The sequence below is a fragment of the Natrinema halophilum genome, assembly GCF_013402815.2.
In the GTDB taxonomy this organism is placed as follows: domain Archaea; phylum Halobacteriota; class Halobacteria; order Halobacteriales; family Natrialbaceae; genus Natrinema; species Natrinema halophilum.
The window spans coordinates 4,104,639-4,117,290 of the sequence record NZ_CP058601.1; the positions used below are offsets into that span (position 1 = coordinate 4,104,639).

Genomic DNA, 12,652 nt, shown 5'->3' on the forward strand with positions numbered 1-12,652 from the left:
TTCCGTTTGAGACGGGACGTCGGACCCGTCGCTTGCAACGCGAGCCGTTTTTCGCGGTTCCGTTCTCCGATCGGATATGCCCACCTACGCCACGCTCGTCGACATCGACGACCGCGACGTTCAGAACGCGCAGGAACTGGCGTCGATCTGGGGCGAGATCAAAACGGAATTCGAAGAACACGACTCGCAACTCCGACACTCGTACGCCGTCCTCGGCGAATACGACTTCCTCATCATCTTCGACGCCGCCGACCGGGAAGCCGCGTTCAAGTCGGCCCTGACGCTCCATCGACACGGACTCGAGGGAAAGACGATGGCAATCGTAGACACCGATTCGTTCGCCAACCTGGTCGACGAGATCTGATGGCGACGGTACGTCGACCGACATTCTCGAGCGTGTCCCGATCCTCCATCGGCCGACACGGGCCGAGACAATCAACCCCGTAGCGATCCCGGCCGGTCCGAAACGGGAGTCGGAGGGTGACCTATCGAATTTTCTCGCCGACGTCCGCGTCGCCGTGAGTCGTCAACAAGTCCGCCTCTTCGCCGGCAGCGAGTATCATGCCGTTCGATTCGACGCCGAACAGTTCCGCTTTCTCCATGTTGGCGAGTAGAACGCATTTCTCGCCGGGTAGCTCGTCGAGATCGTGAAGCTGCTTGATACCCGCGACGACCTGCCGTGTCTCGACGCCGATGTCGACCTCGAGGCGCGCGAGGTCGTCCGCGCCTTCGATCCCCTCGGCCGTTTCGATCTTGCCGACACGGATATCTAGCTCCTGGAAGTCGTCGAAACTGATTCGCTCCTCGGTTAGCGCCTCGAGATCAGCAGTATCTTCCATGTCCTCGGCTTCGCTCGCGTCCGTTTCGTCGCTTTCGGTTTCCGCATCGACGTCCGTAGACTCGCCGCCGTCGTCGCTCGAAGCCGCTTCGACTCGGTCTTCGAGTTTTTCGGTTAGTTCGGCGACGCGATCGTCCTCGATCGTTTCGAAGAGTTCGCCGGGTTCGTCGAAGGTCCGCGGTGGGGCTTCGAGTGCGTCCTCGAAGTGAGCGTCTGCGATATCGCCGTCTTCGCCGAGTTGGCCCCACAGCTGCTGGGCTTTGTCGGGGGTGATCGGCTCTACGAGGACGGCCACGGCCTTGGCGATCTGGACGCAGTCGCGGATGACCTGTGCGGCCTCATCGGGTTCGTCGTCGGTGAGCTTCCAGGGTTCGTTTCGCTGGATGTACTCGTTCCCGAACTGCGCGAGCTGGGTCGCGGCCTGTCCAACCCCACGCATGGAGTAGTCGTTGACGCTTTCGCGTACGTCGCCGATCGCGCCCTCGATGCGTTCTCGAACGTCTGCGGAAACGTCCGCATCCGGCGTTCCCTCGTAGTTTCGATAGGCGAAGAGCAGCGACCGGTACCAGAAGTTGCCGACGGTGCCGACGAGTTCGCCGTTGACCTTCTCTTGAAAGGCGTCCCACGAGAAGTCGACGTCCTGCTGGAGGCCACCGGTCGTCGTCAGGTAGTACCGCAGCAGGTCGGGGTGGAACCCCTCCTCGAGATATTCTTTCGCCCAGATTGCCCGGTTCCGGCTCGTCGAGAGGCCCTTGCCGTTGATCGTGATGAAACCGGTCGCGGCGATCCCGCGGGGCGTATTGTAGCCCGCGCCCTCGAGCATCGCCGGCCAGAAGATCGTGTGGTGTTGAATGATGTCCCGACCGATGACGTGAACGATTTCGCCGCCGGAAGATCGGGGCTCTCCCGAGCCTCCGTTCGCTTCACTCGCGGAGACATCGTCCTTCCAGACTCGCTCCCAGTCGTATTCGTCTTTGCCGACCCGCTCGGAGTACTGCTTCGTCGAGGAGATGTACTCGATCGGCGCATCGACCCAGACGTAGAGGACGAGGTCGCTATCGCCGCCGTCGTCTCCGTTCGGATAGTCGATTCCCCAGTCCATATCCCGGGTGATACACCAGTCCTGCAGCCCGTCTTCGATCCACTGCCGGGGCTGGTTGCGCGCGTTCGAGGTCCCCTCGAGACCGTCCAAAAAGTCGGTGAGAAAGTCGGCAAACTCCGAGACCTCGAAGAACTTGTGGGTTCGCTCGCGGTACTCCGCGGGATTGCCCGTGATCGTACTCGTCGGATTCTCGACTTCGCCCGGCTCGAGGTGGCGCTGGCACCCCTCGTCGCACTCGTCGCCGCGGGCTTTCGCGCCGCAGTAGGGACAGGTCCCTTCGACGTACCGGTCGGGAAGGTACTGGTCCGCCTCGGGATCGTAGGCGACCTGAATCTCTTTTTCGTAGATGTAGCCCTTCTCGTCCAGTGTCTGGACGATTTCCTGGGTCTGTTCGGTGTTGGTCTCGTCGTGAGTGTGCCCGTAATTGTCGAAATCGACGTTGAACTGCGGGAACGTCTCCTCGTACTGGTGGTGCCATTCCAGCGCGAAGTCTTCCGGGTCGACCCCCTCCTGTTCGGCGTTGACCGCGACCGGCGTCCCGTGCATGTCCGATCCGCAGACGTAGATCGATTCCTGACCCAGCGCCTCGAGCGCGCGGTTGAACGCGTCTGCGCCGATGTAGCCCCGCAGGTGACCGATGTGTAGGTCGCCGTTCGCGTAGGGCAACCCGCAGGTCACGACGGCGGGCTGCTCCGTCGGAAACTCGTCGTGGCTCATGGTCGCCACGAAGGGTCGGCGGGCGTAAAACCCGCCGGTTTCGATCGCCGGATCGACCGCGACGAAAGGTGAGGCAGGGTGCTCCTGTTAGACGTCGCCGTACCGATCGCTGCAACGCTCTCGAGACGGAGGGACAGCGTCCGACACGCATCTTGCTACCCGACCCGTCACGGTGATGATCGGTGGGCTCACGTCTGATCGCTTCAGCTCCGCAGTATCGCGCTGTACCGATGGAGAGCGAACACGGCGATCAAGGCGAACAACGGGAGAACCGCGAACAGCTGGAACAGCGATTCGAACGACCCTTCCTCGAGGATGGTACCGGCGAGCGACGCCCCGAGTGAGCCGACGCCGAAGTTGATCGCGAACACGAGGCCGTAGCCGAGGCCCTGGCTCGCGTCCGGAACGTACTTCGAGACGAGTGCGGACTGCAGCGGCGGTAACGTAAACAGCAACGTGCCGAAGAGAAACCCGGCGATCAATACGGTCGTTCCCCCGAGCGCGGAGAGTGCGAGCAACACGGCGCTGGTGCCGACGAACACCCCGAGAAGTACCGGCTCGGGTCCGTACCGCTCACCGAGGTTACCCCCTGCGATCTGACCGACGGCACCGACCAGCAGGATCGCCGAGTAGACCCAGCGGCCGGGTTCGAAGGTGGCGCCGGCGATGTCCAGTGCCGGAAGGGTGCCGACGGTGTCGAGAAACTGCGGCAGGAACGTCAAAACCCCGCGGTAGTACAGACCGGCTGCGACGTACATCACCACGAGCAGTCCGAAGGTCACGCGCAGGAACGAGCGTAACTGCTGCCAGATCCCCCCATCGACCGTGTACGCGGCGGCCTCGGGATAGTCGTCCGGGCCGCGCCACCAGAAGATGAACGCAAAGCCGATGAGCGGGATCGCAAGCAGCGGAAGGAGCGTCTGCCACCCGACGACGGTGAGTCCGATCGTCAACACCAGGGGTCCGAGGCCGATCCCGAGGTTTGCGCCGAGTCCGTGGTATGCAAAGCCCTTGCTTGGTTCGTCGCCTTCCCGACTGATGAGACTCAACGCGGGCGGGTGATAGAGACCCGCCGCCGCACCGACGAGTCCGAGCACGGCGGTGAGTCCGAGAAATCCGTCGACTAGCCGTATCAGCAAGAGCGCGACACCGGTCGCTCCGAGAAATATCGGAATGAGTACGTCTGCGCCCAGGTGATCGCTGAGAAGGCCTGACGGAATCGCGGTCACGCCGAATAGTGCAGCCATCACCGTGACGGCGAGGCCGATCTCGGTCTGTCCGACGTCGAACTGTCGGATCCAGATCGGAACGAACAGCGGAATCGACAACATCACGGCGTGGTCGAGCGCGTGGGCGACCGTCGTATAACCCAGCAGGTGTCGGTCGTGAGCCGAGAGGTGCCCACGCAAGCCGGTCACGTCGGCGAATCGCGAGCGAGCACTCATGGATGGTATTGTCCTTACTGATCCATATTGATAAGCCCAGTGTCTTCAAATACCTCTCATTATGGCCCATAGATGGAACATACAAATTTTTCCTTAGCCGAATCTGTACAAACACTACTATATTATAGGTGCAGGGATAGCTCTCGAGTGTCAACCTGACGCAGCTTTCACTCCGAGGTTCGACGGCTAACGAACACCAGATCCGCTTGCGGACGTACTCGCAGCGTCCGACGATCGATCGCCGAGCACCGTTAGCCGTTCTCGATTCGCTCAGTTCGGCCGGGCCATCCGGTCAATCGTCGCTCGCGACGGGCACGCTCGCGCGAACCTCGAGCCGATCCAGGTTCCCGATGAAGGAGGCTAGCATCTCGCGGGTGACGTGAGGCATGCAGACGACGCGCAGTTCGCCGGTCGCGGTTCTCGAAATGCGCCACCCTTTCGCCCGCAACGCGTCGAACGTCGATCGGGGGACGTCGGCTGCAACCAGCGGCAGCGTCGGATCGGCGACCCGATAACCCCGCTTTTCGAGGGCGTCGGCGAGCCACTCGGCGTTGTTCTGCGAACGGACGTACTGTCGCCGGTATCCGTCGGGCCACAGTTCCTCCATCGCGGCGACCGCGCTCGCGACGCCCGCACCCGAGCGGGTTCCGGTCAACGTCGCCTGGGACGTCGACTCGAGGTAGGGCGTTTCGACGGCGAGTTCGTCGAGCAAGTCCGGGGAACGAACGAGCAATCCGCCGGCGGGAACCGCTGCCTGCCCCATCTTGTGCGGATCGATCGCCATCGTATCGACGGCGGCGTGGTCGAAATGCCATTCGTAGTCGGTAAACGGAAGGACGTACCCGCCCCAGGCGGCGTCGACGTGGAGCATGGACCCTGCGGCGTGGGCGATGTCGCCGAGTTCCGGAATCGGGTCGACGCGGCCGTACTCCGTCGTCCCGGCGACGCCGATCACCAGTACGGTATCGTCGTCGACGCTTGCGCGCACGGCCTCGAGGTCGGCCCGATACCTGTCGTCGGTCGGGACGACTCGCAGTTCGACGCCGAGCAAGTCGGCGGCTTTCTGAAAACTGAAGTGTCCCGACTCGGGCATGACGACGTTCGGCGAGCGGGTGTCGGCCCGCTCACGGGCTATTCGAACGGCCTGAATGTTTGCCTCGGTTCCGCCGCTGGTAATGTAGCCCGACGGATCGTCCAGGCCTGCGATGTCGCCGAGGAGGGCGATGGCATCGTCTTCGAGTGCCGTCACGTTCGGATAGGTGCCGGGATCGCCGGGGTTCGTCGCGAGAAACCGCTCGGCCGCGTCGCGTGCGACCGGGTGGGGCTCCGTACACATCGACGAAAGAACCCGGTCGAACGCTTGCGGCTCGATTTGCATATCACGTATGTAATCGGTCGACGGTTTATTTGTTGCGTTTGACGACGTTTCTCTACCGCAGTCCGTCCAGGTATGATCCGACTCGAGTGGCTATGAAAATACTGTCGTGCACCGAACCGACGGACGTCCCGAAACGACAACAGTTGCATTTCGCGGAAAGCGTGCCTTCAAGTCCGCCGGGGCGCAACGCTCCCTCATGAATCCAGGCGACCGCGTTCGCGTCGACTGTGCGGATCGCACGTACGAGGGTGTGTTGCTCCCCTCGAGTACGGAGGAACACCTCGTGGTGAAACTCGAGGGCGGTTACAACGTCGGCGTCGGCCGTGACGAGGCCGACGTGGCGGTCCTCGCGGAGGACGTCTACGAGATCGACGGGACGGACGCGACGGGTCCGGACGAGACCGAAGCCGAGACTGCAGGAGAAAACGCGGGCTCCGAGATCGAGTTCGACGACGACCTGCCGACGATATCGCTCCTTTCGACTGGGGGGACGATCGCCTCGACGGTCGACTACCGTACCGGGGCGGTGACGGCCCAGTTCGACGCCGAAGACGTCCTGCGAGCAGTTCCCGATCTCGCGGGTCGGGCGAACTACCGGGGCCGCGTCGTCGCCAACATCCTGTCGGAGAACATGGAACCGCCCCTCTGGCAGGACCTCGCCGAGGCGGTGTCCGAGGAAATCGAAGCCGGCGCCGACGGCATCGTCGTCATGCACGGCACCGACACGATGCAGTTTTCGGCCGCGGCACTCGCGTTCATGCTCGAGACACCCGTCCCGATCGTCTTCACCGGGTCGCAGCGCTCGGCGGACAGACCCTCGTCGGACAACGTGATGAACGCCGTGTCGGCCGTCGAGGCGGCCAAAAGTGACTGTGCGGAGGTGCTGGTCTGCATGCACGCAACCGAGAGCGACGACGTCTGTGCGCTCCACCGCGGCACTCGCGTGCGGAAAAATCATACGTCCCGACGGGATGCCTTCAAGACCGTCGGCGCGGAGCCGCTGGGCGAGGTCGATTACGAAAGCGAGGCGGTCACGTTCCACCGGGACTATCAGGAGCGCGGAGCGGTCGACCTCAGCATAAAGACCGGCCTCGAGGAGGACGTCGAACTGCTCAAGTTCACGCCCGGCATGAACCCCGCGTTCCTCGACGTCGTCGAGGGGAACGAGGGCCTGATCATCGAGGGGACCGGCCTCGGCCACGTCCACACCGATCTCATCCCCCGAATCGAGGAACTCGTCGACGACGGAACGACCGTCGTTATGACCAGTCAATGTCTCTCCGGCCGGGTCTGTGACCGGGTCTACGACACCGGTCGAGATCTGCTCGAGGCGGGCGTCCTCGAGGGCGGCGATACGCTACCGGGAACGGCGAAGGTCAAATTGATGTGGGCGCTCGCGAACTCTGCGGACGTCGAAGAGGCGATGGGAACGTCGCTGGCCGGCGAAATTCAGGAACGGTCGGTTCCGTGGACGTAGGCTGTGTCGGCAGTCGAGTGATGGCCGTCTCGTTTCCCCTTTCCCTCTCGCACATCGATCGATTCCCAGTTGATCCGGCGAAGCTCTTTCCGGCGGGACTGCGTGAGAGTCGACCGATCGACGGACGATGCAACCCGATTCCGACCCCGCTATCGCGATTCGCCGTGCCACGCACGACGATTACGAGGCCGTCGCCGCCTTCACCAGTGACCTCTGGCCCGAGCGCGGCGGCGACTACATTCCGCGGATCTACCACGACTGGCTTGAGGAGTCCGACGAGACCGGCAAGAAAACCGTCCTCGCAGAAGTCGACGGCGAGGTCGCTGGCATCGTACAGGGTGTGATGCTCTCGCCGGACGAGGCGTGGTTTCAGGGGATACGTGTTACTGCGGGATCGTCGCTGTGTCGTGAGTCGACGGCTGAACGACGCGACATTCGAGTAAGTCCGAGGATAGGGTATGCCCTGCACTGAGTTATTTTGTTATGAACGATTCTATCTTTTTATGTCCGCACGACCATCCTGTAAAGTGCCAAGTACAACTTTTTACCTCGTATGTGAGTTCATTCACATCCCAATCATAACAAATATCATATTCGATGTATGCAACACCTCCATCAAGTCTATTCTTTTGGCAAGCATTAGAACACGTTAACGTGTGAGTTGTTGATTGGCCTAAGGCTCCGACCGTAAACTCGCCTTCACAATCGCCGATCACAGCTTCAAGAGTGATACTAAGCCCTTTAACTCCAAGCTCACCACCAAAGGTCCGCTGACCCGGGTCTTGATTGTGACTCTGAAGAGAAATTCCCTCAGTTGTGCCCGTTTCGAATTCGACCCACCCATCCTTATTCCTGTCCTCGGGGTCAACAAGGTACTCTTCATCAACCCACTTGTACCGGCGCTGTGGCGGTTTCTGAGAGGGGCCTCGTGATGTTGTCTCCATATTTTTGGAATTTGAATCTCTGTCTGCTGTTGCCAGTCCGGGCAGAGCGAGAGCGCTGGCTCCAGTTCCTGCGGCTAGTTTCATCATCGCTCGGCGGTTGTGCCCTATACCATCTTCTGTACGAATCGTTTCAGCGCTATCTGCCGAGGAGTGATTCGAGGCCCTCTTTTTTTCCGACATATATGGAGCAATAGAAGTAGTTATATTTATTCGTTTCTATATAAAATTATTAGTATTAGAAATACATTTAAAATATATTCTACTTTCAACTTCTATGCTAAAATAATTATTATTAATATGTTATGTTTGGGTCTGTGATGCAAAAATCCTTGGAAATCGCTTGCCCCAGGGTTTAAATACACTCAAAGAAAAATAGAGAATAAGGCCATGACCCACCAGCATTCCTCACTTTGGGCCGACATTATCAACTCCATCAGCAGTGGTCACTTTTCTTCGGCCGTTCTCTGGGGGACGCTCGTCGGTTGTTTCGCTTCTATCGTTGAATACAATGTATCTGCCATGGGCACAGAACCGTACTCAGTTCGCTACGGAATACTCCTTGGAGGTATTGTCGCCGGATTTCTCTATGCAAGTTCCTGGCGGGACGCCGTGAAAGCCGGCGGATATGCGGGTGCAATCCCTGTTATCGTTCTGGCCCCGCTCGTCTATTTCTTCCTCATGGTGGAGCTTACACCAACGATCCAAGTCGATGGCGGTGTACTGCTTTGGACAATCGGTAGTTCAATTATTATTTATCCGGCTACAGTTTTTATCGGGATGATATTAGGCGCAATAGGTGGGTTTATCGGCTATTCACTGGCCTCAGCCGTCTCGTACACTCCGTGGTCAGTGTAAGTACATGTGGACTGCCCATTCTTAGAGGGGCCCTCGGCTGTGAATATCTTGGTCTTTTCCGATAAGAAGCAGTGAAACTACGGTACAACAGTCGCTGCCGCTGTATCGTTCGCGTAGCTTTTTCTCGTCTGGTCGTGTCCAATATTACTGATCAACGAGCGATGTCCCTAGATCCCACTATCGAAATTCGGCGCGCCACACACGACGATTACGAGGCCGTCGCTGCCTTCACCAGTGACCTCTGGCCCGAGCGCGGCGGCGACTACATTCCGCGGATCTACCACGACTGGCTCGAGGAGTCCGACGAGACCGGCAAGAAAACCGTCCTCGCAGAAGTCGACGGCGAGGTCGCTGGCATCGTACAGGGTGTGATGCTCTCGTCGGACGAGGCGTGGTTTCAGGGGATGCGCGTCGCCCCGGACTTCCGTCGGCAGGGAGTGAGCAGTCGGCTGAACGACGCGACCTTCGAATGGAGTCGCGAGCAGGGCGCGACCGTCGGCCGTGTTATGATTTTTTCGTGGAACACGGTTTCTCTCGGGGCGGCACGCGCGAATGGCTACGAACCGATCACCGAGTTCCGGTTCGCCCACCCAGACCCCGACTCGGACGCGAACGGGCCGTGCAGGGTCTCGAGCGATCCGACGGCGGCCTGGCGCTACTGGACCCACAGCGACGCGCGCAAGCACCTGCAGGGACTCGGCCTCGATCCCGACGAGTCGTGGGCCGTCCGGGAACTCACCCGGCAGGATTTCGACCGACTGAGCGATGAGACGGCCGTCTTTGCGGTCGAGGGTGACGACGGGCTCGCGGGTGTCGGCTACCGGTCGCGAACGGACGAACGCGAGGTCGGGTCCGACGACTCGAACGGGTCGGACGACGCGACCGAATCCCGGTCCGAGACGCTGGCCGAATACGGTCTCGCCGCGTGGGAGGACATCGACGCCGCCCGCTCGCTGTTCGCCGCGATCGCTCGAGACGCGGCCGACTGCGGCGCAGACGAGACGCGCGTCCTGATCCCCGAAACGGCGCGGTTCGTCACCGATGCCGCTGCGACGGGGACGACGATCTCCGAGGAACCGGATTTCGTACTCGGAATCGATCTCACGGGTCGCTGATCCCAAACGCGGTTCGTCGCGCCGTCAATCGACCAGTCGGCGGAGCCGCGCGATGCGTCGCTCCGTCGCAGGATGGGTCGCGAGCAGCCCGCCGCCGCCATCGCGCGCCGGGTCCAGCGTCGGCAGAATATTAAGCGCGTCTACGGAGCCCGGCATGTTTCCGCAGGTCGTCCGACGGCCGCGCCGCCGGCGAGTCGAGTCGTTCGAGAGCCGACGCGAGCGCGCTCGACTCGCCAGTCGCGGCGACGGCCGTCCGATCGGCCGCGAACTCCCGTCCGGTTCGCCAGTCGCGGCGACGGCCGCCCGATCGACCGCGAACTCCCGTCCGCGAGAAAACAACCCGACGCCGAGCCTCGAGCAGGTAGTCAGCAGACGGCCGGTCACCAGCCAGGGAAGGAGGCGCGGATCGAACTCGTCCTCGTCGTGCATCATCTCGTAGAACTCCTCAGATGCGATCAGCGGTACGAGCACCCACGTCATCAGCCGCTGGTCACCGTTCGCCACGTGTGCGAACTCGTGGGCGAATACCGCTTCGAGTTCCGCATCGGGTACTGCCTCGAGCAAGCCGACGGAAACGACGACGGCCGTCTTTCCGTCGCGAGCGGTGGTACACGCGATCGGCGTCGTCGCGGGGTGGGAACGGAGTTCCGGCATCGGCAGATCGAACTGGGCCGCGAGCCGCGACGCCGATGATGCCACGCGTCCGGTTCCGTCGGGGTCTATCGGCTCCGTCTCGCGGAGCAGTCGGCGCCGACTGCGGCGGACCATACGTCGGACGGCGGCCCACGTTACGAACGTGAGGCTGGCGCCAAGGAGCAAGGCGACGACGAGGGCCCGTTCCCGGATCGATCGCGAGGCCGGCCGCGGCGACGACGATGTCGCCGATCGCGGCGCCGCCGAGCACTGCGAGGACCAGCCGAGGCTAACGAGCGTTCCGAGGCCGATGGCGCAGGCGGCGATCGCCCGGCCAGCGAGGGCGAGTGTCGTTCGGACTCGCACGGCCGGGCGTTTCGAGCGACTATAGTTACCCAATTCGACGGATACCGTTTCGTTCGTCACAGTCCGTCTCAGCCATCTCAGTGTCGTCGCCGCTGGCTTCCGGTACCGGTCGAAGTTATCCGCCGCTGACGGGCGGAAACAGCGCTAGCTCGTCGTCTTCGTCGAGTTCCGTCTCGAGCCCTTCCTCCTCGACCAGAACGTTCGTTCCGTTGCGAAGCACGTTGATCTGTGACCGTAGTTCGCCATCGCCGTCGAGAACGCGATCCTCGAGATCGGGCGATTCGTCGAGCAGGGCCTCGAGGGCGTCTCCGACCGTGTCTCCGGCCGCCGCGTCGACGGCCACGTGTTTGTCACCGGCGCGTTCGGCGAGATCGGCGAATAGTTTCCACTCCGTGGACATACGTGGCGCTTTCGCTGCCGACGGCAAGTAGCTACCGCTCCGGTGGCTGCGTTCTGCCCGACTCGCCCTCCCCCGTTCGATCCTCGCGGTCGAAATCCGAGTTTCGGTTCCGGTCGTCGGCTCGGTTCACGTCTGGTTCGTGCTCACCGTCCGCAGGCAAATTGAGCGTCCGTTCGGAAACACGACGCAGTGCATCCGGTCGACCGAGGACGTACGCGACATCGCCGGTCGCGAACCGAACGTCGTCGTCCGGCAGTACGAGGTGCTCGTCGCCGTCACCGTCGCCGTCGCCGTCGCGCTCGAGTGCGAGTACCAGGACCGGCAGTGAGTCGATCGCCACCCCCGCGAGCGGGTCGTCCGGCTCGATGGCGATCGTCGTCACCGTTTCGTCAGCCGCACGGAGCAACGAGACGAGGTCCCGTTCGGCGTCTGGACTGCCCGGCAGTGTCACGAGCCGGTACTCGCGGTCGGGGTCGAAATCGCGGGCGGCTTCGGCATCCAGCGCGATGGTCGCGACGTCGCCAGCGAACGCGCGCAGTTCGCCGCTGGCGACGCGCCGTGCGGACCCCTCCTCGCGCGTCCAGATGCGGACCGCGTCACCCGGACTGGCGTCGGCCGCTGGATCGCCCTCGAGCGCGACGGCGACGGTCCCCGGTGCGAGCGTCGGCCCGATCCCCGCCGGGCGACTCCCCACCGCGAGATAGTCGACCGTCCCGTCGGCGTCGAGATCGACGTCGACGTGGCCGATTCCGAAGTCGCGCTCGAGACGAGTGGTCAGCCGGTCTCGCAACTGGTCGACGGTCAGTCGGCGGGGAAAGAGGAACGTCTGGCCCGCGAGATCTGCTTTCACGGACTCGTCGACCGGATCGTAGCCGTCGATGTCGTCGATATCGGCGGGGAGATCGACTGCGACGACGCGGCCGGCCGCACGAACGAGCTGTGTAACCTCGGTGATCGTCCGCGGTGAGGCGACCGAAAACACGTCACGGGCCAGAAAATCGCCCAGCCGACGCCCGGTGTCGGCGGCGATCGCGCTCACGACGAACGCAGCGACGGTGTAGACTGCAGTGCCGGGTTCGAGCAATCCTGTGTCGCCGATAATCGCGCGCTGCAGCGCGCTTTGAGTGTTCAACCAGAGCGCGACGACCGTGGCCCCGGTCAGGACCGCGACGCCCTCTGGGATTTCGTTGGCGCTGTACCAGCGGTAGGCAAACGCCACTGCGGCGGCCGTTCCGCTCGCAAGCAGGGCGAATCCGGCGATTCGAACGGTCGCCTGGAGCAGCGTCTCGGTCGAGACCGGCTGGGAGACGAGGGGAGCTATCACGGACAGTCACCACCGCTATCCGGACGAGCCAGAGCGCTCGTGGGTGATCGGATCGTCC

Annotated in this window: 11 protein-coding genes and 1 pseudogene; 5 read left to right on the forward strand and 7 right to left on the reverse strand. The window is 62.3% G+C overall.

Annotated elements, in window-relative coordinates; translation table 11 throughout:
• The first annotated feature begins 76 nt into the window (after positions 1-76).
• Positions 77-364 carry a GYD domain-containing protein gene (locus tag HYG82_RS40515; RefSeq protein ID WP_179263797.1) on the forward strand — a complete coding sequence of 96 codons (288 nt, stop codon included), beginning with the start codon at positions 77-79 and terminating at the stop codon, positions 362-364.
• 121 nt (positions 365-485) lie between these two features.
• Here HYG82_RS40515 and metG read toward each other — a convergent pair whose 3' ends face one another.
• The 3 genes from metG to mfnA all read right to left on the reverse strand — a co-directional run bounded on the left by metG (position 486) and on the right by mfnA (position 5,480).
• On the reverse strand, positions 486-2,657 hold the full coding sequence (gene metG / locus HYG82_RS40520) for a methionine--tRNA ligase (protein WP_179263805.1): 2,172 nt from the start codon (positions 2,655-2,657) through the stop codon (positions 486-488).
• Between the two features lie 203 nt (positions 2,658-2,860).
• Positions 2,861-4,102 (reverse strand): MFS transporter, encoded by a 1,242-nt coding sequence (locus HYG82_RS40525; protein ID WP_179263807.1) that lies wholly within the window; start codon positions 4,100-4,102, stop codon positions 2,861-2,863.
• 292 nt (positions 4,103-4,394) lie between these two features.
• Complete coding sequence (mfnA, locus tag HYG82_RS40530; protein WP_179263809.1) at positions 4,395-5,480, reverse strand: tyrosine decarboxylase MfnA; 1,086 nt, start codon at positions 5,478-5,480, stop codon at positions 4,395-4,397.
• 196 nt (positions 5,481-5,676) lie between these two features.
• Between mfnA and gatD the strand changes: the two genes are divergently transcribed.
• Both gatD and HYG82_RS40540 read left to right on the forward strand, forming a co-directional pair.
• A complete protein-coding gene (gatD, locus tag HYG82_RS40535; RefSeq protein ID WP_179263811.1) occupies positions 5,677-6,957 on the forward strand; it encodes a Glu-tRNA(Gln) amidotransferase subunit GatD in 1,281 nt (426 codons plus the stop codon).
• Positions 6,958-7,084: 127 nt separating this feature from the next.
• Positions 7,085-7,397 (forward strand): annotated as a pseudogene (locus tag HYG82_RS40540) (GNAT family N-acetyltransferase); the annotation flags it as partial.
• Between the two features lie 33 nt (positions 7,398-7,430).
• Here the strand turns inward: HYG82_RS40540 and HYG82_RS40545 are convergent.
• The gene (locus HYG82_RS40545) at positions 7,431-8,081 is read right to left on the reverse strand and encodes a hypothetical protein (RefSeq protein WP_179263812.1); all 651 of its coding nucleotides are present in this window, start codon (positions 8,079-8,081) and stop codon (positions 7,431-7,433) included.
• A gap of 207 nt (positions 8,082-8,288) precedes the next feature.
• On the opposite strand from HYG82_RS40545, the gene HYG82_RS40550 reads away from it, so the two are divergent.
• Both HYG82_RS40550 and HYG82_RS40555 read left to right on the forward strand, forming a co-directional pair.
• The gene (locus tag HYG82_RS40550) at positions 8,289-8,756 is read left to right on the forward strand and encodes a DUF5518 domain-containing protein (protein ID WP_179263814.1); all 468 of its coding nucleotides are present in this window, start codon (positions 8,289-8,291) and stop codon (positions 8,754-8,756) included.
• Between the two features lie 161 nt (positions 8,757-8,917).
• Positions 8,918-9,871, forward strand: coding sequence for a GNAT family N-acetyltransferase (locus tag HYG82_RS40555; RefSeq protein ID WP_179263816.1), 954 nt, complete (start codon positions 8,918-8,920; stop codon positions 9,869-9,871).
• 24 nt (positions 9,872-9,895) lie between these two features.
• Here HYG82_RS40555 and HYG82_RS40560 read toward each other — a convergent pair whose 3' ends face one another.
• From HYG82_RS40560 to HYG82_RS40570, 3 genes are all read right to left on the reverse strand, one after another.
• Positions 9,896-10,870, reverse strand: a complete 975-nt coding sequence (locus tag HYG82_RS40560; RefSeq protein WP_179263818.1) for a M48 family metallopeptidase — start codon at positions 10,868-10,870, stop codon at positions 9,896-9,898.
• Positions 10,871-10,985: 115 nt separating this feature from the next.
• Complete coding sequence (locus HYG82_RS40565; RefSeq protein WP_179263820.1) at positions 10,986-11,270, reverse strand: ubiquitin-like small modifier protein 1; 285 nt, start codon at positions 11,268-11,270, stop codon at positions 10,986-10,988.
• Positions 11,271-11,301: 31 nt separating this feature from the next.
• The gene (locus HYG82_RS40570; protein WP_425495426.1) at positions 11,302-12,591 is read right to left on the reverse strand and encodes a TrkA C-terminal domain-containing protein; all 1,290 of its coding nucleotides are present in this window, start codon (positions 12,589-12,591) and stop codon (positions 11,302-11,304) included.
• Positions 12,592-12,652: the final 61 nt, after the last annotated feature.

Excerpts from the sequence above, each read along its gene's own strand:
- HYG82_RS40515 (WP_179263797.1), top strand. The coding sequence starts at position 77 with ATGCCCACCTACGCCACGCTCGTCGACATCGACGACCGCGACGTTCAG.
- metG (WP_179263805.1), bottom strand. The coding sequence starts at position 2,657 with ATGAGCCACGACGAGTTTCCGACGGAGCAGCCCGCCGTCGTGACCTGC.
- HYG82_RS40525 (WP_179263807.1), bottom strand. The coding sequence starts at position 4,102 with ATGAGTGCTCGCTCGCGATTCGCCGACGTGACCGGCTTGCGTGGGCAC.
- mfnA (WP_179263809.1), bottom strand. The coding sequence starts at position 5,480 with ATGCAAATCGAGCCGCAAGCGTTCGACCGGGTTCTTTCGTCGATGTGT.
- gatD (WP_179263811.1), top strand. The coding sequence starts at position 5,677 with ATGAATCCAGGCGACCGCGTTCGCGTCGACTGTGCGGATCGCACGTAC.
- HYG82_RS40545 (WP_179263812.1), bottom strand. The coding sequence starts at position 8,081 with ATGTCGGAAAAAAAGAGGGCCTCGAATCACTCCTCGGCAGATAGCGCT.
- HYG82_RS40550 (WP_179263814.1), top strand. The coding sequence starts at position 8,289 with ATGACCCACCAGCATTCCTCACTTTGGGCCGACATTATCAACTCCATC.
- HYG82_RS40555 (WP_179263816.1), top strand. The coding sequence starts at position 8,918 with ATGTCCCTAGATCCCACTATCGAAATTCGGCGCGCCACACACGACGAT.
- HYG82_RS40565 (WP_179263820.1), bottom strand. The coding sequence starts at position 11,270 with ATGTCCACGGAGTGGAAACTATTCGCCGATCTCGCCGAACGCGCCGGT.